The sequence below is a fragment of the Uruburuella testudinis genome, from assembly GCF_022870865.1.
In the GTDB taxonomy this organism is placed as follows: Bacteria; Pseudomonadota; Gammaproteobacteria; order Burkholderiales; family Neisseriaceae; genus Neisseria; species Neisseria testudinis.
In genome coordinates this window covers 2,236,745-2,258,539 of record NZ_CP091508.1, presented here as the reverse complement: position 1 = coordinate 2,258,539, position 21,795 = coordinate 2,236,745, and the positions used below count along the sequence as shown (strand labels likewise).

Sequence of the window (21,795 nt, the reverse complement as noted above, 5' to 3'; positions counted from 1 at the left end):
GGAGGGTAACGAGCCGATTATAACAAACCTGCCCGTGTTACGATATGCTGCCCTAACTGATAAAAGATAAAAGCATCCGGCCGTCTGAAAAGCGGTTTCAGACGGCCTTTGTAATGTTTGTGGCGCTAGGGTGTCCGGACCATTCGATTTACGGGTGCTTTTTGCCCCTGAAACGCATCTGCTGCGTTAAAAAGCCTCGCAAGATGGCCAATCTTGCTGCGTTTTTTGCCTGGCATCTGCATTTTCAGGGGCAAAAATCTCCTCATAAACAAATAGTCAGGACACCCTAGGGTGTCCTGACTATTCATATATCATCATCTTTTTTGCGCTAAAAGCACATCTGCTGCGTTAAAAAGCCCCGCAAGATGGCCAACCTTGCTGCGTTTTTTGCCTTTGATTCTGCATTTTCAGGAGCAAAAATCTCCTCATAAACGACGTTTCATGACACCCAAGGCCGTCTGAAAAGTGGTTTCAGACGGCCTTTATGGTGTTTGCAGCGCTTGTGCGGGCGGTTTATAAATCTTCAATCACTCCGGCCTGAGCGGCGCTGCTTTTTACGGTGGCGGCTGCTGTGCGGCGCGCGGCATCGTCGTCATACATCATGCTGGTGCCGACAATCTGGCCGTTGGCGGCTTTGAGGTTGAAATAAAATTTGCCGGCGCTGCTTTCTCTGTATTCATAGCGTTCATCGTTGCCGGCATTGCTGCGCACCGATTCTATGCCGTTTTGTGCGGCGGCTTTGCTGCCGTATTGTTCGCTGCGCAAAATGGTTTTTTCGTTGTTGTCGAGAAAGTTAAAGTGAAATTCGCCGTTGTCGCTGCGTGTCAGTTCGAATGTTGCCATTGCCGATTCCTCTGTATAAAAACTGCGGAAGGCCGGGCTGTGCCGGTATCACGCTCACGGTGGATGCCAAAAACTGCCGTAAGATGAAATATCTGCCAACGCCGGAAAAAGGTGGTGCCGCAGCCACTATAGAAACAGCATAGGCGCTTGTCAACATTCATTCTCATTAAAATTCAGGCCGTCTGAAAATTTTCAGACGGCCTGTGGTGTCAGGGCGCTTTGATTGTTTGGTTGACGGGTGCTTTTTACGCTTGAAAATGCACTTGCTGCGTTTTTTTACCCGGCATCTGCACAAAAAATCTGAATCATTCTGAATGGTTAGAACGCTCTCAAGATTGGTTTATTCGAGTGCAGCGTTTAATTTCTGCTCGATTAAGTCGGCATCAAATGATTTGGCAATCAGCTCGAAGCGGCTGTCGCGCCGCCACGATACTTGGTTGGCGCCCCATTGGCCGTCGACCCAGTTGAGCCATACCCATGTGCCCATCACTTGAAACACGCCTTTGGCGCGCACCAGGCCTTCGGCCATGGCGGGCAGGTCGTTGAAAAAGTGCGTGAGCCGCTCGCCGTCAAAATCACGGCCGGCGGGAAAAGTGAAGCCTTGCGACTGAAAGCCCATGGTGTTGTCGGGCAGGGCTTTGAGGCGGTAGCGCGATTTTTCTACCACGGGAATATCGAGCCATTCGATTTTCATCTGCGCGTTTTCCACTTCCGCCACCAGCGCTTTGGGGGGGAAGAGGGCGGCGGCTTTTTCGCGGAATGCGGCCAAGGTTTCGGGGGGGCACAAATCTGTTTTGCTGGCCACCAAAACATCGCACACGCCGATTTGGTCTTTATACAAAGCCTGCAAGGCGTAATCGGGGTCGGTAAACTGGCGCGGATCAACCACGGTAAACACGGCGGCAATTTCGAGCGATTTGTCTAGCGGCGGGGCTTTCAATTCGTCAATCACGCTGGCGGCGTGCGCTAAGCCGCTGGCTTCGATCATCAGCCGGTCGGGCGCCATGTCGCGCAGCATTTTGGTAACGGTGCTGCTCATTTGCGGGCCGGCCACGCAGCAGAGGCAGCCGCCGGCGATTTCGGCTACGGGAATGCCGTTGTCGCTCAATACGGCGCCGTCGATGCCGATTTCGCCGAATTCATTGACGATAATCACCCATTTTTCAGCGGGATTTTTTTGCGCCATCAGGCTTTTGAGGGCGGTGGTTTTACCGGTGCCCAAAAAGCCGGAAATCAGATGCACTTTGGTTTTTTTTACTGACATTGTTTGCAGATTCCTGTTAATACCACATGTTCTTCTTTGAGGGCGAAACCGCTGGCGGCCACGCCGGCGCAGAGGGCGGCCCATTCGCTGCTGAGGGTTTGCTCGTCTACCGCGCCGCATTCGGTGCACACCAAAATAAAGGCGCTGTGGTGGGCGGCTTCATCGTGGTGATGGCAATGTTCGCCGCAATCGTGTTGCGCGTGGCTGCACAATACATAGCCGTTGACCGCCGCCACTTTGTGCAGCACGCCTTGATCGGCCCAAAAATCAAGGGCGCGATAGGCGGTGGGCGGGGCGACAACGCCTTCGCTTTCCTGCTGCATGTGCGAGAGCACGGTATAGGCTTTGATTACGCCGCTCTGTTGCAGGATGATGTCCAACACCTGTTCGCGCAGCGCGGTAACCTGTACGCCGTCGCGGCGGGCTTGGTTGAGAATTTTTTGTTTGATGTTTTGCATGCTGTTTCCAAAAAGTGCAGCCTTTTCAGACGGCCTGTGTTGATTGTTATAGTATAACTTGATTTGCAGCAGGCTAAAAGGTTTCAGGCCGTCTGAAAACCTGCGTTCGGTTTTCAGACGGCCTAGGGTATCCTGACAATTCATATATCATCATCTTTTTTGTGCTAAAAGCACATCTGCTGTGTTAAAAAGCCTCGCAAGATGCCCAATCTTGCTGCGTTTTTTTGCCTGGCACCTGCATTTTCAGGAACAAAAATCCCTCCATAAATCGAATGGTCAGGACACCCTAGGAGCTTCATGCGCCTTATTTGAACCAGCTTTAGCAGCTTTATTTGAACCAGCCTTTGATTTTTTGAAACAGCGAGGTGCTTTGTTTTTCGAATTCTGCCGGCGCGGCTTCGGGCGGCGGGGTTTGGCGGCTGACGGGCAGGGCGCCGAAGCTTTGGGCGGTGGGCATGATTTCGATGCTGTTCACATTCATGTGTGCCGGGCGCTGATACAGCCACAACACCGTGTCGGCAATGTCTTGCGGGCGCACGGGCTGCACGTTTTCATATAGTTGGGCGGCGCGCTCGTCGTCGCCTTTAAAGCGCACGTTGGAAAACTCGGTGTCGCCGCACAAACCCGGCTCGATGTTGCTCACGCGCACGCCGGTGCCGGCCAGATCGGCGCGCAGATTGAGGCTGAATTGGCGCACATAGGCTTTGGTGGCGCCGTAGACATTGCCGCCGGGATAGGGGTAAGTGCCCGCAATCGAGCCGAGGTTGATGATGTAGCCGCTTTGCCGGGCCACCATTTGCGGCAGAATTTGGCGGGTGAGGTAGGTGAGGCCGATGATGTTGGTTTGAATCATGGTCTGCCAGTCGGCAAAATCGGCTTTGTCGGCGCCGTCGAGGCCGAGCGCCAGGCCGGCATTGTTGATTAAGCCGTCGATTTCGCTGAAATGCTCGGGAATATGTTTCAGCGCTTCATCAATGGCGGCCGGATCGGCCACGTCCATTTGCAGCGGGTGAAAAGCTTCGCCCAGCTCCAGTTTGAGCTGTTCGAGTTTTTCCAAGCGCCGCGCCGCGCCGATAACCTGATAACCCGCACGCACCAAAGTGCGGCACATGGCCGCGCCGAAGCCGGCTGATGCGCCGGTGATTAAAATAGCCATTTTATTCTCCTTGCTTTTCTTAACATAGTCTTTACGGAAGTTTCGGTTATGATAAGCCTACAACACTCAAATATAAACCACAAGGAAACCAAACCATGATAAACATCAAGACCACATTGGCTGTGGCGGCTTCTGCGGCCGTGTTGGCTTTGTCGGCCTGCGGCGGTTCGGCGGCAGGTGCGGGCAAAGGCCCGAATTCGGAAGAGCGCACCACGGCTTTTAAAGCCATGATGCCCAATTTCAGCAGCATGGGCAAGATGGTAAAAGGTGAAGAGCCTTACGAAGTGGAAAAATTCAAAACCGCCGCCGCCGCGTTTGCCGAAGAAAGTAAAAAGCCGTTTGCGCATTTCGAGCGCGATGCTTTGGTTGACGGTAAACCGCAAGACGGCGATGCCTTGCCGGCGGTGTGGGAAAAACCGGAAGAATTCAAAGCTGCCGAAGAAACATTCCATGCGGCTGTGGCCGAGCTGAACACGCAGGCGCAAAGCGGCAATTTGGAAGCCATCAAAGTGGCCTACGGTGATGCCGGGGCAAGCTGCAAGGCTTGTCATGATTCGTTCCGCCGCCCGAAATAACCGGCACGGATATGGAAAAGGCCGTCTGAAAGTGTTCAGACGGCCTTTGCGCGCGCAGGGGTTTTGCGAGCAGAACCTATACATCATGTGGGTCGGATTCTTGTATCCGGCATTTTCAGACGGCTGAAATTATTTGGAATCACAAGAATATCGAATGATTTGTCGGATACAAGTATCTGAATCTATGCTTGCTTATACCCATTCGCAAAATAACCTGATTGCGTCAGCTCGCCTTATTTGCTTACTTTTATCAATGGATATTATTCTGCAAACAGGTAAGGCCGTCTGAAAGTATTTTCCTTCAGACGGCCTTTGCACGCGCAGGGGTTTCGTGAGCAGAACCCATCAATGTTATACACCCTGTAGCTCGGACTCTTGAATCCGACGCTTTTCAGACGGCTGAAATTATTTGGAATCACAAGAATATCAAACCGGTTGTCGGATGCAAGTATCTGACAACCGGTTGTTGAACAAAGCTAATAGGCAGGCATTATGGTTTCGTTTCCTCCCCTGTCCAACGGGGGAGGGTTAGGGTAGGGGTAAAGCCATGAAGGATTTTATATCTCATGGATTATCTTAATCCCGAACGCACGTTATATTAAAGTGCTGTGCTGTAACGTCTGCCCATGCGCATGAATTATCTTCAAGTTTCCTGTCGTCAATTTATTTGAATTTGACTATCACTGAGCTGTTGATAAAGCAGGCCGGTACGCCGATGCGGCGGATGACTTTGACCAACGGGCATTATCGGTGCGGCCGCTTCTATCGGGCGTGATCAGCGCACCACTTCGGACGCTTCCTGAATCAGCGCTTCAGGAACGGTAAAGCCTTGCGCTTCGGCGGCTTTCGGGTTGACGGCAACGGTGCCGCCTTGCGGGTGTTCGGGCTTGATGCTGCCGGGTTGCTCGCCTTTCAATACCCGTGCCACAATGTGGCCGGTTTGCACGCCGAGGTCGTGGAAATCAGGGCCGTAAGCGGCGGCGGCCCCACGTTTGACCGTGCCGGTGTCGGCGGCCACCAGCGGCAGCTTGATTTCGGTGCCGGCTTTGTAAACGGCTTCATAGGCGGAAACCACGCCGTTGTCAAACGAGGTATACAGCAGGTCGACTTTGCCTTTCAGGCTGCGCACGGCTGCGCCCACATCGGTGGTGCGCGGAGCGGCCACGGCCACCACTTCGATGTTTTTTGGCGCCAGATAAGCTTTCATGTGCGCCAGCATGGTGGTGGAATTATTTTCCCCAGGGCTGTATACATAGCCGATGCGCTTGATTTCGGGCAGCAGCTTCTGCATCATTTCGAATTGCGGCGCAAACGGAATATAGTCAGACATGCCGGTTACATTAGTGCCCGAAGGCGCATCCATACTCGGTATCAGCTTGGCGGCCACGGGGTCGATGATGTCGGTGAAAATCACCGGCACGCTTTTGGTGGCGGCCACCACCGATTGGGCGCTGGGCGTGGAAATGGCCACAATCGCATCGGGCTTGTCGGCGGCGAATTTTTTGGCAATCTGGCCCGCCGTAGCCGTGCTGCCTTGGGCGCTTTGGTAATCGATGCGCAGGTTTTCACCCTCTTTAAAACCGGCTTCGGCCAAGCCTTTGATGATGCCTTGGCGGGTATCGTCCAGCGCGGGGTGTTCGACAATCTGCGTTATGGCCACGGTTTTCATATCGGCGGCGGGGGCAGCGGTTTGTTGTTGCCCGGGCGAACAGGCGGCCAGCAGGGCGGCGGTTGCGGCGGCGAGGGTGGGTAAGGCAATACGCATTGAACTATCCTGAATGAGGGTGATAAAAACTTTTATCATAATCAAAAAAGCAAACTCATGCTGCATGCGGTGGCGAAGTGTATTTGCACTAACCCGCATCAAAATTTTAAAACAAACACGCAAACGCTGTTTAAATACGCTGCATTCAGAAAAATACGCAGCAAGATGGCGTTTTGCCGGCGGTTTGCGAAACGAACGGGCTAATTGCTTTCAGACGGCTGCCGCTTGGGAAAATACATGGATTTATTTTGGCAATATCTGGCGCTGGCAGCTTCAGCGTTTACCTCGGCCACCATTCTGCCGGGCACTTCAGAGGCGGCGTTTGCCGTGTTTGTGCACCAATATCCGCACGCTTGGGCGGGCGCGTGGCTGACAGCCGGCGTGTTCAACAGCTTGGGCAGCATGATTTCTTACGGCATGGGACGGCTGATTCCGCCGAAAAAACAGCCGTCTGAAAAAATATTGCGCCGGTTGCGCCGCTGGGGCGTGTGGGCGCTGCTGCTGGCATGGCTGCCGGTGGTGGGCGACGGTTTGCCGATTGCGGCGGGCTGGCTGCGGCTGAATTTCTGGAAAAGCGCGCTGATGCTGACGGCGGGCAAATTTGTGCGCTACGGCGTGCTGCTGGCGGGTGTGAAAGGCATTTTCGGCTGAAGCGGTGTGTGCAGCTTGTTCAGACGGCCTCGGTAAATTCGGTTACAATACGCGCTTGAAATTTGAGATTCAAACCCATGAAAGAGCATAAGGCCCGCAAGCGTTTCGGGCAGAATTTTTTGCAAGACACGCGCATCATCAGCGATATCGTCAACGCCGTGCGTCCGCAACCCGATGATGTGGTGGTGGAAATCGGCCCCGGCCTGGCGGCGATTACCGAGCCGCTGGCGAAAAAATTGCAGGTGTTGCACGTGTGCGAAATCGACCGCGACATCATCAAGCGCCTGAAAACGCTGCCGTTTGCCGATAAATTGGTGATACACGAAGGCGATGTGCTGCAATTTGATTTTCGCAGCGTGGCCGGCAAAAAGAAAATTGTCGGCAATTTGCCCTACAATATTTCCACGCCGTTGTTGTTCCGCCTGAGCGAAGTGGCCGATGAAGTGGCAGACATGCACTTTATGCTGCAAAAAGAAGTGGTGGAGCGCATGGTGGCAGTGCCGAAAACCAACGATTACGGCCGTTTGAGCGTGATGCTGCAATATTTTTTCGAGATGGAGCTGCTGCTGGAGGTACCGCCCGAATCGTTTGACCCTGCGCCGAAAGTCGATTCTGCTGTGGTGCGTATGATTCCGAGCCCGGGCCGCATCGGCACGGCGCAGGATTTTGCGCATTTCGGCAAGCTGGTGAAAGCCGCTTTTCACCAGCGCCGTAAAACCATCCGCAACAATCTGAAAGACATCGCCGATGATGCAGATTTGGCGGCGGTGGGCATCAACCCACAAGACCGCGCCGAGCACATCGCGCCTGAATTGTATGTGGTGTTGAGCAATTATTTGGCCGACAAGGCCGTCTGAATACTGTTTTGTTGCCAAAATATCGGAATAAAAAATGATTAAATTCAAAAATGTACACAAACACTTCAAAGATTTGCACGTGCTCAACGATGTGAATCTGGAAGTGAAACAGGGTGAAGTGGTGGTGGTGTGCGGGCCTTCGGGCAGCGGCAAATCCACGCTTATCCGCACCGTTAACCAGCTCGAACCGATTCAGCAGGGCGAAATCTGGGTAGACGGCATGAATGTGGCCGATGCCAAAACCGATTTAAACAAAGTGCGCGCCGAAGTGGGCTTTGTGTTTCAAAGCTTCAACCTTTACCCGCACTTGAGCGTGTTGGAAAACATCGTGCTCTCGCCGATGAAAGTAAAAAAACTCAGCCGCGCCGCCGCGGAGAAGAAAGCCATGGAGCTGCTCGAACGCGTGGGTTTGGCACATAAAAAAGATGCCATGCCCGGCCAGCTTTCGGGCGGCCAGCAGCAGCGCGTGGCCATTGCCCGCGGCTTGGCGATGGAGCCGCGCGTGATGCTGTTTGACGAACCCACTTCGGCGCTCGACCCGGAAATGGTGGGCGAAGTGCTCAAAGTGATGAAAGATTTGGCCTTAAGCGGCATGACCATGATGTGCGTTACCCACGAAATGGGGTTTGCCCGTGAAGTGGCCGACCGAGTGATTTTTGTCGACCACGGCCGGATTGTGGAAGACAGCGAGCCTGAAGCATTTTTTACCCGCCCGCAAACCGAAAGGGCGCGCCAGTTTTTACAGCAGGTCATGCATTGATAATAAGCAGCAACAGGCCATCTGAAACCGCAATAAGTTTTCAGACGGCCTGTGGTCAGTTTGTTTTTTTCAATCACAAAGTATATGATATCTGCCTGAGATGATACTTGAAAGAGCATGCCGTATGAAACAACACCAATACCGCGTTACCCTTGAATATCTTGCCGATGCCGACGGTCATGCCGTCGAGCAGGCGCCGCTGGTGTTTGATGCGCCGAACCACGACAATATTTTTTCGATTCTGGAGATGATGGGCCGGCGTGAAGATATGACACCGGAAATGGCGCAGCGCTTTACGCTGGGTTTGAAGTTGATGAGCGAAGTGATGTTGGAAAATAAAAACCACCCTTTGTTTGCCCAATTGCGCCCGCATCTGTTGGAAATCATGCAGATTGTAAAGGGTAAAAAAACGGCATAGCCGCTTAAACCGCATGCGCGGCTGCGCCACACGCCCTGCGCACGATTTGAAGTTTATTATCTTTTTGTCATGCGCATTTGCAAAAGTAAGCTGACAAGGCGGGGCAGCCGTCAGGTTATTTTTGTGAGTGTGTATCAGGTTTTCTTTTATTTTACTATGGCTTATCAACAACAGGCCGTCTGAAACGCGATAAGGTTTCAGACGGCCTGTTGTTTGTGATGCGGCTTAGGGTGTCCTGATGTGTCATATATCATCATCTTTTTGCGTTCAAAGCACATCTGCTACGTTTTTTGCCTGGCATCTGTACTTTCATCACAAAAAATCTGAATAATTCTGAATGGTCATGACACCCTAGCGGGAAATAAAATTAATCCTTGCCCGAACCCATCACCTGCATATCATAGCCGCTCGGCGCTTGGTAGATGCGCAGGCCAAATTCGCCGGCCACGGCAAAGATGTGGTCGAAAATATCGGCCTGTATGCCTTCGTATTCGGCCCACACCACGGTGTTGGTGAAGCAGTAGATTTCCAGCGGAATGCCTTTGTCGCCGGCATCGAGCTGGCGCACCATCAGCGTCATGTCTTTGCGGATATGACGGCTGTGTTCCAAGTATTGCTGCAAATAGGCGCGGAAGGTGCCGAGGTTGGTCAGGTGGCGGCCGTTGAGGTAGCTCTGGTTGTCGATTTGGTGGCTTTCGTTAAACTCACGTATCGATTGCTGGCGGCTGTCGAGGTAATCGGTGAGCAGGCGGCTTTGGCGTAAGTGGGCGATTTCCTGCCCGTTTAAAAAATGCACGCTGTTGCTGTCGAGATACACGGCGCGTTTGATGCGGCGGCCGCCTGATTCGCTCATGGCACGCCAGTTTTTAAACGAATCGGAAATCAGCGCATAAGTGGGCAGAGTGGTGACGGTGTTGTCCCAGTTTTGCACTTTAACGGTGGTCAGGCCGATATCGGTGACGCTGCCGTCGGCGCCGTATTTGGGCATTTCGAGCCAGTCGCCGATATTGAGCATGCGGTTGGCGGAAAGCTGGATGCCGGCCACCAGCCCCAAAATCGGATCTTTAAACACCAGCATCAACACCGCCGTCATCGCGCCCAAGCCGCTGAGCAGAATCAGGGGCGATTGGCCGAGCAGCAGCGACACCAATAAAATGGCGATGCCGATAGAGGCAATCAGCTTGACGGTCTGCACCAGCCCGCGCACGGGGAAATGTTGGCCCAGATTGCGGCGGAACAAATAAGTCTGCAAGGTGTCGAGCAGCGCAAAAACAGCCAGCAGGCCGAATATCAGACACCAAATCTGGGTAAGGGTAATCAGCCCTTCGCGCCATTCGCTCGCCGGCAGCCAAATGCGCAACTGCACCGCCAGCAACACGCCCTGAATGGTCAGCGCCAAGTGGGTAAACAGCCGCTGTTCGGCCAACACATTGAAAAATATCAGCTTCGATTCGGCCAGCTTTTTGCCGATAAAACGGAAAATGCCGTAATGAATCGCGGCATGCAGCAATAAAGTGGTGAGGATAATCAGCGCAATCATCACCAAGTTCACAATAAAATCGCTGTGCGGGTAGCCTTGGCGGATCAGCCATTGGAGCAATTGTTCGCGCATAGGGCGGAATATCCTTTCTTGAGCGTTTCAAAGAGAGGACATTGTAACATGAATGATGATTGCCTCATGCCGTCTGAAATTTTCAGACGGCATCTGTTTATTCCGGCAACATCTTGCAAGTATTTTTCACGCAGCAGATGTGTTTTTAGCGCAAAAAAAGATGATGATATTTGAATTGTCAGGACGCCCTGCTTTGATTAGAATCGGTAGCGGATGATATTCAAAATAAGGCGGATAAGATGACGATACGGCGTAAGCGGCCTTTGCGGGCGGGGCGGGTGGGCATATGCGCATGAAGCCCTTATCCACACCGGCAGACATCGAGCGCCACCTTGCCGACCACCGGCTGGCATTGCTGTATATCAAAGCACCGCATTGCGGCGTGTGCCATGCGGTGCAGCCGAAAGTGGCGCGCTTGCTGCAAGATTGGCCGCAAGTGGCGGCTGCGACTGCGGATATTGCCGAAATGCCGGAAATGGCGGGGCGCTTTCATGCGCTCACCGTGCCGCTGGTGATGCTGTTTGCCGACGGCAAAGAAGTGTGGCGGGCGGCGCGCTTTATCCGTTTGCAGGAATTGCAAGATGCCTTGGCCATCTGGGTGCGGCAAATCTAACCGGCACACCGGCGGTTTGAGCCGCTGCATTTTTCTATATCTTTCTCTTTCTATATTTTTATTGAGGCCGTCTGAAACCGCACTTCACCGTGCAATACTGTTCAGACGGCCTCAAATCCCCCCAACCTGCAAACGGCATCTAAAAAACAGCTGCATAGCACGCCGTCAATCGGGTATCATCATGCAGTAATATGATAACTTTTTATTCATGCCGTCTGAAAACCGCTTTTGACACCAAGTGCGGTTTCAGGCGGCCTCAATGATTTTGATTCGGAGTATGCCATGGCAGCGGAAAATGCAACACAACTGGTCAGTACGGTGATTCTGCTCGGCGCGGCGGTGGTGGCGGTGCCGCTGTTCAAACGCATCGGCTTGGGCTCGGTGCTCGGTTATCTGGCGGCGGGGCTGGCGATCGGCCCGTTCGGGCTGGGGCTGTTTAACGACCCGCAGGCGATTATTCATGTGGCGGAGCTGGGGGTGGTGATGTTTTTGTTTATCATCGGCTTGGAAATGAAACCGTCGCATTTGTGGACCTTGCGCCGCCAGATTTTCGGCTTGGGCAGTATGCAGGTGGTGCTGGCTGCGGCGGCGTTAACGCTGGTGGGCATATTGTTCGGCTTCAGCTGGCAGGTGTCGTTTGTGAGCGCGTCGGGTTTTGTGCTCACCTCCACCGCGATTGTGATGCAGGTGTTGGGCGAACGCAACGAGCTTTCCAGCAAAAGCGGCCAGCAGATTGTGTCGATTTTGCTGTTTGAAGACTTGCTGATTGTGCCGCTGCTGGCGGTGGTGGCGTTTTTGGCGCCGCCAAGTGCGGTAGAGGCGGCGGCGAAACCGCTGTGGCAGAGCATCGGCATTGCGCTCTCGGCGGTGGCGGTGCTGGTGGCGGCAGGGCGCTGGCTGCTTAATCCGCTGTTTCAGCTGTTGGCAAAATCAAAAGCGCGCGAGGTGATGACGGCGGCGGCGCTGTTGGTGGTGTTGGGCGCGGCTTTGCTGATGGAAGAGAGCGGGCTGTCGATGGCGATGGGCGCATTTATCGCCGGAGTGTTGCTGTCGGAATCAGCGTTCCGCCACCAGCTGGAGGCCGATATTGAGCCGTTTCGCGGCCTGCTGCTGGGGCTGTTTTTCCTCGGCGTCGGCATGTCGCTTGATTTGCAGGTAGTGGCGCAAAACTGGGTGCTGATTGTGTCGGGCGTGTTGGCGCTGATGGCGGCCAAGGCAGCGGTGATTTACGGCGTGGCGCGGCTGGCGAAAAGCAGCCGCCGGCAAGCGGCCGAACGTGCCGTATTGATGGCGCAGGGCGGCGAATTTGCCTTTGTGCTGTTTGCCGCCGCCGCTTCGCAAGGGGTGATTGATGCAGTGGTGCATGCCAATATGACCGCCGTGGTGGTGCTGTCGATGGTGCTCACGCCGCTGTGCCTGATTGCTTACGGCAAATGGCTGGAACCGCGCCTGCAAACCGTTTCAGACGGCCTGCAAGACGATGAAATCGACGAACAAAACCCGGTCATCATCATCGGCATGGGGCGTTTCGGCCAAATAGTGTCCGACGTATTGCGCATGAGCGGCCACGAGCTGACCATCATCGACCGCGACCCGACCACCGTGGCCGGCATGAACCAATACCGCAACAAAACCTATTTCGGCGACGCCTCACGCCCCGAGCTGCTGCTGGCCGCCGGGCTGGAAAAAGCGCGCCTGCTGGTGGTGGCCATCGACAACCAGCCGCAAACCCTGCAAATTATCGAGTTTGCCAAACAAACCAACCCCGATATCCACATCATCGCCCGCAGCTACGACCGCCTGCACACCTTCCAAGTTTATCAGGCGGGGGCGGATGAAATCATTCGCGAAACCTTTGATTCAGCGGTGCGCACCGGCCGCCGCGCACTCGAAGCCTTGGGCATGCCGGCCGGCAAAGCGGAAGAAGTCAGCGATGTGTATTTCCACTTCGACCGCCAAAGCGTATCGGAAATGTCGAAGGCCTACGCCCCCAACATCGCCCGTTTCCAAAACAAAGAAATGCTGCAAATCGCCAAAGCCGAAGACCGCAAAACCCAACAAGCCATCCAAGCCGCCCTGCGCGGCGAAGTGGTGGAAAAACCGGAATATTGATGGCACTTGGGTTTGTGGTGCGTCTGTTATGAGCTCATAAAATGGTTTCGAGAAGCGCAACCGCCCGGGTTTTCGGTATGTTTTTTAGCGCTAAACTGAAAGCTGTATAAATACGGAGGCAGCGGGATTATTATTTAATTATCATGATTTAGGCCGTCTGAAAAGTATTTAAAATGCGGTTGCAGACGGCCTGTTTTTATCGGCATTTGGCGTGCCTTTGAGTTGTTTTTTTTAATGATGATCAGCGTTTCAAGTAAAACTTCATTTTTTAAAGCATATTTTTAATTTTGAATAAATACGGTCTTTTTAATCATCATTTCAATCCCGTATCAATTATCAGGCCGTCTGAAAAGTATTTCACTGTGCAGTGCGGTTTCAGACGGCCTGTTTTTATCGGCATTTGGCGTGCCTTTGAGTTGTTTTTTTTAATGATGATCAGCGTTTCAAGTAAAACTTGATTTTTTAAAGTATATTTTTAATTTTGAATAAATGCTGTCTTTTTAATCATCATTTCAATCCCGTATCAATTATCAGGCCGTCTGAAAAGCATTTCGCTGTGAAGTGCTGTTTCAGACGGCCTGTTTTTTATCGGCATTATTCGCGCAATACGTCGACCAGTGCGTTGAGCAGTGGGGAGTGGGTGCGGCGGTTGGGGTAGTAGAGGTAGTAGCCGGGCAGGGTGGCGGCCCAGTCGTCGAGTACGCTGTGCAGTTCGCCGGCGGCGAGTTGGCGGCGCACGGAGAAGCGCGGCGCCCACACCAGCCCCCAGCCGGCGAGTGCGGCTTGTTCCATCAGCGCGGGGGTGTTGGCGGTGAAGCGGCCTTGCGGGCTGATGGTGATAAGCGCGCGGCTGGTCGGTTCGCTGAATTCCCAATCCAAAATGCCGCCGTGGGTGGGCAGGCGCAGTTTGATGCATTGGTGGGCGGTTAGATCTTGCGGGGTATGCGGCGTGCCGTGGCGGTTTAAATAGTCGGGGCTGGCGGCGACGCACATGTCGATATCGGGCGACACCCGCACGGCAATCATGTCTTTGGCGACGTTGTCGCCCATGCGGATGCCGGCGTCGAAGCGTTCGGCGACGATGTCGACAAAGCGGATTTCGGTGGCGATTTCGAGCGCAATATCGGGAAAACGGCGCACGAATTGCTGCAATTTTTCCCACAACACAAACGACACGGCGTGCTCTATGCCGTTGATGCGCAGGCTGCCGCGCAGTTGTTTTTGTGCCGACAGGGTTGCGCTGATTTTGTGGTCGATGTCGTCAAACAGCGGCTGCAATTGTTGATACAGCGTTTCGCCGGCTTCGGTGGTGGCGATGCTGCGGGTGGTGCGGTGAAACAGTTTGATCCCCATGCGGCTTTCGAGCTGGCGGATGCTGTGGCTGACGGCGGAGCGCGACACGCCCAGTCGGGCGGCGGTTTTGGTGAAACTGGCGGTTTCGGCGACCGATAAAAAGGTGCGCAAGTCGTTGAGGTTTTCGGGCATGGTGTTCGGCTTATTGGTGATTTGTTTTCACCAATGTATGCAGATTTGCCTATCTAGTCAAGCAAATGGGCGGTTTATACAATAGCGGCGAATATTAATCCACTCAGGAGCCATAAGGATGAACAAAGCATTCACCCAAACCGCACTTTTCACCCTCACCGCGCTGGCCGCGTTCAGTGTGCCGGCGCTGGCCGGCGATGATGTCGCCAAGCTGCCCGCGGCACAGGCACAAAGCGAAGCCGAGCAGGTGTATTCACGGGCGCACCGCCTCTCGTTGGCAGAAAATAGGCAGAAAGTGCATTATTTGAACGGCGACATACGAATGGCGGCGAATATTTATTACCCCGACCACTTCGACCGCAGCAAACGCTATCCGGCGGTGATTGTCGGCCATCCGGGCGGCGGCGTGAAAGAGCAGGCCTCGGGGCTGTATGCCAAACTGTTGGCGCAAAAAGGCTATGTGGCGATTGCGTTTGACGCCTCGCACCAAGGCGAAAGCGGCGGTCTGCCGCGCCATCTGAACGACCCGTATAAACGGGTGGGCGATTTCAGCGCCACGCTGGATTATCTGGCCACGCTGCCGTTTGTCGATGCCGAGCGTATCGGCGTATTGGGTATTTGCGCCAGCGGCGGGTTTTCAGCCAATGCGGCGATTAACGACAAACGCATCAAAGCCTTAGCCACGGTCAGTGCCTTTGTGCGCTACAACACCGCTTGGGACGGCACGCCGATGAGCGCCGCTGCACAAGCCGAGTTGTTAAGTGCGGTGGCGGCGCAGCGCAATCTGGAAGCGCAAGGAGCGGCGGTGAAAACCATTCCGTATCTGGAGCCGGTCAACGCCGACACACCGCCGGATTTGGCAGCGGCTTACGAATATTATCTGACCCCGCGCGGCCGATATCCGACCGCACAAAACCAAATGACGATGAGCAGCTTGGGCAATCTGATCACCTTTGATGCGCTTAATTCGGCAGACAAACTGCTCACTCAGCCGCTGCTGGTGATTTCGGGCGACCAATCCGGCTCCCTGTGGCAGAGCCGCCAAGTGTTCGAGCAGGCGGGTTCGACTGAAAAAGAGCTGTTTTTGATTAAAGGGGCGAACCATATGTCGATGTACGACAACTTGGATGATGTCAATCAGGCGGTGGACAAACTGACGGTGTTTTTTGGGGAGAATTTGTAATGTTGCAGCAGCAAAATCAAATGGCAACCCGTTTGCTTGATGTGATTCAGGCACGCCATTCGGTGAAAGGCTTTGACCCCGATGTGAAAATCCCCCGTGCCGACATGGAGGAGATGTTGCGGCTGGCGATGCTTGCGCCTTCCAGCATCAACCTGCAACCGTGGCGTTTTGTGGTGGTGGAAAGCGAAGCCGCCAAAGCTAAATTAAACGGGCTGCTGATGTTCAACCAACACCAGCTCGACACCGCCTCGGCGATGATCTTGGCGCTCAGCGACATGCAGCATTTTGACTATGGCGAAACCATTCAGCGCCAAAACGTAGCGGCGGGCTATATGCCGGAGGCGGTCAAACAAAACAACCTCGCCTTTATGCAGCGCTGGCAGCGGCATTTGGGCGAACAAGGTATTCGCGAGCAGGGCATTATGGATGTCAATCTGGCGGTGATGCAGCTGATGCTGGTGGCAAAAGCGTTCGGTTACGACAGCAACGCCATCGGCGGATTCGAGCGCCGACAAGTGCTTGACGCGCTCGGCCTCGATCGCAACCGCTATGTGCCGGTGATGTTTCTCGCCATCGGCAAAGCCGCCAAACCCCCGCGTTTGAGCAGCCGCCTGCCGCTGGCATACACCGTATCGTGGAATGACGGGCAGTCGTTTGCCCATCCGTCTGAAGGGTAATAAAAGATGAAAAAAATATTGATAATCAACGGCCATCAGCCTTATTCGTTTTCCCCGGGGCGGCTGACACAATCGCTGATTGAAACCGCCGCCGCCACCTTGCAGGCGAAAGGTTATGAAGTGCGGTATGCCAAGGTATCCGATTACGATGTTGAAGCGGAAGTGGCCAAACACCAATGGGCAGACGCCGTGTTGCTGCAATTTCCTTCCAATTGGATGATGGTGCCGTGGTCGTGCAAAAAATACATCGACGAGGTGTACACCGCCGGCATGGCCGGTGTGTTTTGCGACACCGACGGCCGCTCCGCCGCCGCACCGAAGCAAAACTACGGCACCGGCGGGCTGATGCACGACAAACATTATATGCTCTGCGCCACCTTCAACGCCCCAGCCGAAGCATTCGGCAACCCTGCGGAATACCTGTTTCAAGGCAAAAGCCTCGACGATTTACTGTTCCCCGTGCACTGCGTATACCGCTTCTTCGCCATGCACGCCCTGCCGAGCTTCGCCTGCTACGACGTGGTGAAAAACCCGACCATCAAACAGGATTTAGCGGATTTTGCCAAACATATCGACAAGCATTTTTAACGTGTCGGCGCAATCAAACAGGCCGTCTGAAACCGCACTTTGATGGGTTTCAGACGGCCTTTTATCACGGCAGCCGACGGCAGCGCTTATTCCGCCAATTCGCGCATGACTTTGATCAAATCGGCTTTGCCTTCAAAACCGATGCCCGGCAGCTCCGGCATCACGATGTGGCCGTCTTCCACTTGCACGCTGTCGGGGAAGCCGCCGTAGGGTTGGAACAGGTCGGGGTAGCTTTCGTTGCCGCCCAAGCCCAGTCCGGCGGCGAGGTTGAGCGACATTTGGTGGCCGCCGTGCGGAATGCAGCGTGAGGGCGACCAGCCGGCTTGTTTGACCACTTCGAGCGTGCGCAGGTATTCGACCAAGCCGTAGGAGAGGGCGCAGTCGAATTGCAGGTAGTCCCGATCGGGGCGCATGCCGCCGTAGCGCAGCAGGTTGCGGGCTTCGTGGTGCGAAAACAGGTTTTCGCCGGTGGCCATGGTGCCGGGATAGAATTCCGCCAGTGTGGCCTGAAGCGCGTAATCGAGCGGGTCGCCGGCTTCTTCATACCAAAACAGCGGGTATTCGCGCAGCAGTTTGGCGTAGGCAATGGCGGTTTCCAAATCAAAGCGGCCGTTGGCGTCGACTGCCAAACGGGCTTCGCTGCCGATTTCCTGCAACACCGCTTCGATGCGGCGCCGGTCTTCTTCTAATGAGGCGCCGCCGATTTTCATTTTGACCACGTTGTAGCCGCGGTTGAGGTAGCCGCGCATCTCTTGCTGCAAGGCTTTCAAGTCTTTGCCGGGGTAGTAATAGCCGCCGGCGGCATACACAAACACGCGCGGGTTGGCTTGAATGCCTTCACGCTCCGCCAGCAGGTGAAAGAGCGGTTTTTGTGCGATTTTTGCCACGGCGTCCCACACCGCCATATCGAGCGTGCCGACCGCCACCGAGCGCTCGCCGTGGCCGCCCGGTTTTTCATTGGTCATCATTGCCGCCCAAATGCGGTGCGGATCGAGGTTGTCGCCTTGGTCGTTCAACAGGCTGTCGGGATCGGCCTGCAAAATGCGGTTGCGGAAACGGTCGCGAATCAGCCCGCCTTGGCCGTAGCGGCCGTTGGAGTTGAAACCGTAGCCGACCACACGGCGCCCGTCGATCACCACATCGGTCACCACGGCCACCAGGCTGCTGGTCATTTGGGAAAAATCAATATAAGCATTCCGAATCGGGGATGCGATCGGTTTGGTGATTTCGAGAATGTCGACAATACGCATAGCGGCCTCCATGATGGCGTTGCGTGATGCAAGATTTGCATCGTTATGAGGTTGAATACAGCAAATTTCAGACGGCATATTTACTGCGGGTTGCACAAATATTAAGATGGTGCGGCGTATCCGTCCAATGTTGATAAGGAATGCTGTGATGCAAAATTCTCATAACCTAGAGCTGGCCTGGCTTCAAGATTGTTTGGCGCTGGCCGAAAAACGCCATTTTTCACAAGCCGCCGCCGCGCGTTATGTCACCCAATCGGCATTCAGCCGCCGCATTCAGGCGCTGGAAGCATGGGTGGGCACGCCGCTGTTTGCGCGCAACCGCCGCCATGTGGCGCTCACCCCCGCCGGCGACTATTTTTGCCGCCATGCGCCCGAGGTGATTCAGGCGGTCGGCAAATTGCGTGATGAAGCGCTGGCGATTGCCGACAACAAACCGCCGCAGGTGGTGATTGCCGCCACCCATGCGCTTTCGTTTTCGTTTTTCCCCGAGCTGCTGCGCCGCAACCACCAACTGGCGCAGGCGGGCGCATTCCGGCTGCTGTCCGACACCTACCACGCCTGCGAACGCAGCCTGCTGCAAGGCGAAGCGCAATTTTTGTTGTGCCATTATCACGCCGGTATGCACAGCCGCTTGACGGAAAACCGCTTTGCCCATCTTTGCTTGGGGCGTGAGCGCCTGATTCCCTACAGCAAAATCGCCGCCGGCCGCCCGCAATGGCGTATCGGCGGGGCGGAAAAAATCCCCTATCTCTCGTTCAGCAACGAATCAGGCATCGGCCGCATCATCGCCGATTCCGCCGCTTTCCGTCGGGTGGAACCGCACTTGGTGCGGGTGTTCACCGCCGATTTGGCGGCCACTCTGCTGGCGATGGTCAACGGCGGCGAAGGTGTGGCGTGGCTGCCGCAAAGCTTGGCGCAGCAAGATGTGGCAAACGGCCGGATCGCCCCCGCCGGCGACGACCCGAGCTTGTGGCTGCCGCTCGATATCCGCCTCTACCGCGCCCAAACCGAATTGCCGGCGGCGGTGGAACAGTTATGGCAAAGCTTTGCCGCACAGCAGGCTGGGGTATTCTGACAAACGGGCAAGATTGAGGCCGTCTGAAATCGCACTTTGATCAAAGACGGGTTTCAGACGGCCTGTGTGAGCGCACAAGGTTTCACAAGTGCGGTTTTGCCTCAGCCGATAATCGCTTTCGGTTCCAGATAGGCGTCAAGGCCATATACGCCGAATTCACGCCCGTAGCCGGATTGTTTGAAGCCGCCGAACGGGGCGAGCGGGTCGTGGAAAGCGCCGTTGATGCACACCCGGCCGGCATCGATTTGCGCAGCGAGGCGGTAGGCACGCTGTTTGTCGGCGGCGGTGATGTAGGCAGCCAAGCCGTAGGGGCTGTCGTTGGCAATGGCAACCGCATCGGCTTCGTCCTGATAGGGGATAACGCACAACACCGGCCCGAAAATTTCTTCTTGTGCAATGCGCATATCGTTGCGCACATCGGTAAACACAGTGGCTTTGACAAAATTGCCGTCTTCCAAGCCTTCAGGTTTGCCCAAACCGCCGGCGAGCAGCGTGGCGCCCTCTTCAATACCGAGACGGATATAGTCTTGCACCCGCGCATATTGCGTTTGGCTCACCATCGGCCCGACGGCGGTGTCGGCTTCGGCGGGGTTGCCGACTTTGATGGCGCCGACGGCTGCGCTGATGAGGCGGTTAACCTCGTCTAAACGCGATGCCGGTACCAGCAGGCGGGTGGCGGCAATACAGGCTTGACCGCTGTTGATGTAACAGGCAGACAGGGCTTGCGGAATGGCAGCGGCGAAATCGGCATCGTCCAAGATGATGTTGGCTGATTTGCCGCCCAGCTCCAGCGTCACCCGTTTCATGGTTTCCACTGCGCCGGCGGCGATGATTTTGCCGACGGCGGTGGAGCCGGTGAAGGTGATTTTGGCGATGTCGGGGTTTTCGGTGATTTCTGTGCCGACCAGTGCGCCGGTGCCGTTGAGGATATTTACCACGCCTTTGGGCAGCCCGGCTTCGTGAAAGCATTCCATCATCAGTGCAGTTTGGCGGGCGCTCAGCTCGCTCGGTTTGACCACGCAGGTGCAGCCGGCGGCGATGGCGGCCGATACTTTGGTGGCGATAAAGCCGTTGCTGGAATTCCACGGCACAATCACGCCGACCACGCCCACCGGCTGCAACCGCACTTGCGAATCGCCCACGCGCGGGGTGAAATCGTAGTGCTCGAGCAGTTCGGCCATGTTGTTGAAATCATCAATCGCACCGTCGATCAGCAGCGTGGTGAATCGCAGCGGACAGCCGTATTCTTCGATCATCACGCTGATCAGCTCGTTGCGGCGGCGTTTCAGCACCGCATGCATGCTTTTCAGATGGCCGATACGTGTTTCTTTTGTGGTTTGGGAAAAGGTTTTCAGGGCGGCTTTGGCGGCGGCAACCGCATTGACGGTGTCAAGCCCGTCGGCCAACCGCACTTGGGTCAGCGGTTCGCCGTTCAGCGGGCTGTTCAGGGTCAGCGTGTCGGTGCCGTGCGGGGTCACAAATTCGCCGTTGATATAGATTTTGTCGAGTATTTTCATGAGGTTTGTCCTAATATGCGTTCAGACGGCATCGAATCATCAGGCATTCGGGGTAAAGCCGGTTTTGCCCTCAAACGCCACTGATTTTGCCAAGTCCTGCTGTGCTTCGAGCTCGTCGAGCTGGCGGCTGTAGGCCTGTTGCAGGGTGCTGAAGGTGTCTGTGCCCAGTGCGGTGCGCAGCGGCGGCTGCGGCATTCGGATTAAATCATCAATGACGGCGGCGATTTTCACCGGATCGCCGGCGATGTTGTCCGAGCCGTATTGCCGGATATAACGGCGCATTTGCCCGACGGCGCTGTCGCGGTAGGCTTCGGATTCTTCAGACCAGTTCAGATTGTGAATAAAATCGGTTTGCATCGAACCGGGTTCGACAATCAAGGTGTTGATGCCGAAGTCTGCCAACTCTTGCGCCATGGTTTCGGCAAAGCCTTCCAAGCCGAATTTGGCGGTGTGATACATGGCGCCGCCGGCAAACGATACCCGCCCGCCGACGCTGGTGATGTAGACAATCACGCCGTGTTTTTTGGCACGCATCGCCGGTAAAAATGCACGGGTGAGGTAAATCGGCGCCAGCAGGTTCAGGTTCAACTGCTGCTGCACCTGCTCGTCGCTCAATTCTTCCATCGCCCCCAAAATCGCCCCGCCGGCATTGTTGATCAGCACGTCGGTGTCGGGGTGTTTGGCGGCGGCTGCGGCGAGGGTGTCGAGGCGGGTCACGTCCAACTGTTCGATAATCAAGCGTTTGCCGTATTGTTCGGCTAAGGCCGCCAACGCAGCCGGTTTGCGTACTGCCGCCACCACGGTGTGACCTTGGTTGAGGGCTTTTTTAACCAATTCGATGCCCAAGCCGCCTGATGCGCCGGTGATAAAGTATTTTTGTGTCATGATAATGCCTCAAATAAACTGAAATATGGCTTTTCAGACGGCATTAGGCCG

Annotated in this window: 21 protein-coding genes; 11 read left to right on the top strand and 10 right to left on the bottom strand. The window is 55.1% G+C overall.

Annotated elements, in window-relative coordinates; translation table 11 throughout:
• Positions 1-513 precede the first annotated feature (513 nt).
• The 4 genes from LVJ83_RS10385 to LVJ83_RS10370 form a co-directional block, all read right to left on the bottom strand.
• The gene (locus LVJ83_RS10385; RefSeq protein WP_244784442.1) at positions 514-843 is read right to left on the bottom strand and encodes a YegP family protein; all 330 of its coding nucleotides are present in this window, start codon (positions 841-843) and stop codon (positions 514-516) included.
• A gap of 340 nt (positions 844-1,183) precedes the next feature.
• A complete protein-coding gene (locus LVJ83_RS10380; protein ID WP_244784440.1) occupies positions 1,184-2,107 on the bottom strand; it encodes a CobW family GTP-binding protein in 924 nt (307 codons plus the stop codon).
• Complete coding sequence (locus LVJ83_RS10375) at positions 2,098-2,565, bottom strand: Fur family transcriptional regulator (protein ID WP_244784439.1); 468 nt, start codon at positions 2,563-2,565, stop codon at positions 2,098-2,100. The genes LVJ83_RS10380 and LVJ83_RS10375 overlap by 10 nt, the downstream gene beginning before the upstream one ends.
• A gap of 328 nt (positions 2,566-2,893) precedes the next feature.
• On the bottom strand, positions 2,894-3,721 hold the full coding sequence (locus tag LVJ83_RS10370) for an SDR family oxidoreductase (RefSeq protein WP_244784437.1): 828 nt from the start codon (positions 3,719-3,721) through the stop codon (positions 2,894-2,896).
• A gap of 104 nt (positions 3,722-3,825) precedes the next feature.
• On the opposite strand from LVJ83_RS10370, the gene LVJ83_RS10365 reads away from it, so the two are divergent.
• A complete protein-coding gene (locus tag LVJ83_RS10365) occupies positions 3,826-4,296 on the top strand; it encodes a c-type cytochrome (protein ID WP_244787737.1) in 471 nt (156 codons plus the stop codon).
• Between the two features lie 775 nt (positions 4,297-5,071).
• On the opposite strand, the gene LVJ83_RS10360 is transcribed toward LVJ83_RS10365, so the two are convergent.
• Positions 5,072-6,061 carry an ABC transporter substrate-binding protein gene (locus tag LVJ83_RS10360; protein ID WP_244784435.1) on the bottom strand — a complete coding sequence of 330 codons (990 nt, stop codon included), beginning with the start codon at positions 6,059-6,061 and terminating at the stop codon, positions 5,072-5,074.
• Between the two features lie 237 nt (positions 6,062-6,298).
• Between LVJ83_RS10360 and LVJ83_RS10355 the strand changes: the two genes are divergently transcribed.
• From LVJ83_RS10355 to LVJ83_RS10340, 4 genes are all read left to right on the top strand, one after another.
• A complete protein-coding gene (locus tag LVJ83_RS10355) occupies positions 6,299-6,712 on the top strand; it encodes a YqaA family protein (protein WP_244784433.1) in 414 nt (137 codons plus the stop codon).
• Positions 6,713-6,789: 77 nt separating this feature from the next.
• A complete protein-coding gene (gene rsmA, locus LVJ83_RS10350; protein WP_244784431.1) occupies positions 6,790-7,569 on the top strand; it encodes a 16S rRNA (adenine(1518)-N(6)/adenine(1519)-N(6))-dimethyltransferase RsmA in 780 nt (259 codons plus the stop codon).
• A gap of 34 nt (positions 7,570-7,603) precedes the next feature.
• Complete coding sequence (locus LVJ83_RS10345) at positions 7,604-8,329, top strand: amino acid ABC transporter ATP-binding protein (protein WP_244784430.1); 726 nt, start codon at positions 7,604-7,606, stop codon at positions 8,327-8,329.
• Between the two features lie 124 nt (positions 8,330-8,453).
• Positions 8,454-8,747: a DUF3861 domain-containing protein gene (locus tag LVJ83_RS10340; RefSeq protein WP_244784428.1), complete on the top strand. Its 294-nt coding sequence runs from the start codon at positions 8,454-8,456 to the stop codon at positions 8,745-8,747.
• A gap of 367 nt (positions 8,748-9,114) precedes the next feature.
• Here LVJ83_RS10340 and LVJ83_RS10335 read toward each other — a convergent pair whose 3' ends face one another.
• Positions 9,115-10,359, bottom strand: a complete 1,245-nt coding sequence (locus tag LVJ83_RS10335; RefSeq protein WP_244784426.1) for a mechanosensitive ion channel family protein — start codon at positions 10,357-10,359, stop codon at positions 9,115-9,117.
• 292 nt (positions 10,360-10,651) lie between these two features.
• Here LVJ83_RS10335 and LVJ83_RS10330 point away from each other — a divergent pair, with 292 nt between their 5' ends.
• On the top strand, positions 10,652-10,972 hold the full coding sequence (locus tag LVJ83_RS10330) for a thioredoxin family protein (RefSeq protein ID WP_244784424.1): 321 nt from the start codon (positions 10,652-10,654) through the stop codon (positions 10,970-10,972).
• 282 nt (positions 10,973-11,254) lie between these two features.
• Positions 11,255-13,084 carry a monovalent cation:proton antiporter-2 (CPA2) family protein gene (locus LVJ83_RS10325; protein WP_244784422.1) on the top strand — a complete coding sequence of 610 codons (1,830 nt, stop codon included), beginning with the start codon at positions 11,255-11,257 and terminating at the stop codon, positions 13,082-13,084.
• 594 nt (positions 13,085-13,678) lie between these two features.
• Here the strand turns inward: LVJ83_RS10325 and LVJ83_RS10320 are convergent.
• Entirely contained in the window at positions 13,679-14,569 is an 891-nt protein-coding gene (locus LVJ83_RS10320) for a LysR family transcriptional regulator (RefSeq protein ID WP_244784420.1), read from the bottom strand.
• 118 nt (positions 14,570-14,687) lie between these two features.
• Here LVJ83_RS10320 and LVJ83_RS10315 point away from each other — a divergent pair, with 118 nt between their 5' ends.
• The 3 genes from LVJ83_RS10315 to LVJ83_RS10305 are packed head-to-tail and all read left to right on the top strand — an operon-like array spanning position 14,688 to position 17,017.
• Complete coding sequence (locus tag LVJ83_RS10315; protein WP_244784418.1) at positions 14,688-15,752, top strand: alpha/beta hydrolase; 1,065 nt, start codon at positions 14,688-14,690, stop codon at positions 15,750-15,752.
• A 20-nt stretch (positions 15,753-15,772) separates the two neighbouring features.
• Positions 15,773-16,429, top strand: a complete 657-nt coding sequence (locus tag LVJ83_RS10310) for a nitroreductase family protein (RefSeq protein WP_034616460.1) — start codon at positions 15,773-15,775, stop codon at positions 16,427-16,429.
• Between the two features lie 6 nt (positions 16,430-16,435).
• Positions 16,436-17,017, top strand: coding sequence for an NAD(P)H-dependent oxidoreductase (locus tag LVJ83_RS10305; protein WP_034616161.1), 582 nt, complete (start codon positions 16,436-16,438; stop codon positions 17,015-17,017).
• Between the two features lie 86 nt (positions 17,018-17,103).
• Here the strand turns inward: LVJ83_RS10305 and LVJ83_RS10300 are convergent, their stop codons facing one another.
• Positions 17,104-18,279, bottom strand: coding sequence for a mandelate racemase/muconate lactonizing enzyme family protein (locus LVJ83_RS10300; RefSeq protein WP_200883617.1), 1,176 nt, complete (start codon positions 18,277-18,279; stop codon positions 17,104-17,106).
• Positions 18,280-18,415: 136 nt separating this feature from the next.
• On the opposite strand from LVJ83_RS10300, the gene LVJ83_RS10295 reads away from it, so the two are divergent.
• On the top strand, positions 18,416-19,342 hold the full coding sequence (locus tag LVJ83_RS10295) for a LysR family transcriptional regulator (protein WP_244784416.1): 927 nt from the start codon (positions 18,416-18,418) through the stop codon (positions 19,340-19,342).
• Between the two features lie 101 nt (positions 19,343-19,443).
• Here LVJ83_RS10295 and LVJ83_RS10290 read toward each other — a convergent pair whose 3' ends face one another.
• Together LVJ83_RS10290 and LVJ83_RS10285 are read right to left on the bottom strand one after the other, a co-directional pair.
• Positions 19,444-20,859: an aldehyde dehydrogenase family protein gene (locus tag LVJ83_RS10290; RefSeq protein WP_244784414.1), complete on the bottom strand. Its 1,416-nt coding sequence runs from the start codon at positions 20,857-20,859 to the stop codon at positions 19,444-19,446.
• A gap of 39 nt (positions 20,860-20,898) precedes the next feature.
• Complete coding sequence (locus LVJ83_RS10285; RefSeq protein WP_244784412.1) at positions 20,899-21,744, bottom strand: SDR family NAD(P)-dependent oxidoreductase; 846 nt, start codon at positions 21,742-21,744, stop codon at positions 20,899-20,901.
• Between the last annotated feature and the right edge of the window lie 51 nt (positions 21,745-21,795).

Coding starts and splice junctions, on each gene's coding strand:
- LVJ83_RS10285 (WP_244784412.1), bottom strand. CDS start 21,744: ATGACACAAAAATACTTTATCACCGGCGCATCAGGCGGCTTGGGCATC.
- LVJ83_RS10375 (WP_244784439.1), bottom strand. CDS start 2,565: ATGCAAAACATCAAACAAAAAATTCTCAACCAAGCCCGCCGCGACGGC.
- LVJ83_RS10335 (WP_244784426.1), bottom strand. CDS start 10,359: ATGCGCGAACAATTGCTCCAATGGCTGATCCGCCAAGGCTACCCGCAC.
- LVJ83_RS10360 (WP_244784435.1), bottom strand. CDS start 6,061: ATGCGTATTGCCTTACCCACCCTCGCCGCCGCAACCGCCGCCCTGCTG.
- LVJ83_RS10290 (WP_244784414.1), bottom strand. CDS start 20,859: ATGAAAATACTCGACAAAATCTATATCAACGGCGAATTTGTGACCCCG.
- LVJ83_RS10295 (WP_244784416.1), top strand. CDS start 18,416: ATGCAAAATTCTCATAACCTAGAGCTGGCCTGGCTTCAAGATTGTTTG.
- LVJ83_RS10385 (WP_244784442.1), bottom strand. CDS start 843: ATGGCAACATTCGAACTGACACGCAGCGACAACGGCGAATTTCACTTT.
- LVJ83_RS10355 (WP_244784433.1), top strand. CDS start 6,299: ATGGATTTATTTTGGCAATATCTGGCGCTGGCAGCTTCAGCGTTTACC.
- LVJ83_RS10370 (WP_244784437.1), bottom strand. CDS start 3,721: ATGGCTATTTTAATCACCGGCGCATCAGCCGGCTTCGGCGCGGCCATG.
- LVJ83_RS10310 (WP_034616460.1), top strand. CDS start 15,773: ATGGCAACCCGTTTGCTTGATGTGATTCAGGCACGCCATTCGGTGAAA.
- LVJ83_RS10330 (WP_244784424.1), top strand. CDS start 10,652: ATGAAGCCCTTATCCACACCGGCAGACATCGAGCGCCACCTTGCCGAC.
- LVJ83_RS10380 (WP_244784440.1), bottom strand. CDS start 2,107: ATGTCAGTAAAAAAAACCAAAGTGCATCTGATTTCCGGCTTTTTGGGC.
- LVJ83_RS10345 (WP_244784430.1), top strand. CDS start 7,604: ATGATTAAATTCAAAAATGTACACAAACACTTCAAAGATTTGCACGTG.
- rsmA (WP_244784431.1), top strand. CDS start 6,790: ATGAAAGAGCATAAGGCCCGCAAGCGTTTCGGGCAGAATTTTTTGCAA.
- LVJ83_RS10320 (WP_244784420.1), bottom strand. CDS start 14,569: ATGCCCGAAAACCTCAACGACTTGCGCACCTTTTTATCGGTCGCCGAA.
- LVJ83_RS10300 (WP_200883617.1), bottom strand. CDS start 18,279: ATGGAGGCCGCTATGCGTATTGTCGACATTCTCGAAATCACCAAACCG.
- LVJ83_RS10305 (WP_034616161.1), top strand. CDS start 16,436: ATGAAAAAAATATTGATAATCAACGGCCATCAGCCTTATTCGTTTTCC.
- LVJ83_RS10325 (WP_244784422.1), top strand. CDS start 11,255: ATGGCAGCGGAAAATGCAACACAACTGGTCAGTACGGTGATTCTGCTC.
- LVJ83_RS10340 (WP_244784428.1), top strand. CDS start 8,454: ATGAAACAACACCAATACCGCGTTACCCTTGAATATCTTGCCGATGCC.
- LVJ83_RS10315 (WP_244784418.1), top strand. CDS start 14,688: ATGAACAAAGCATTCACCCAAACCGCACTTTTCACCCTCACCGCGCTG.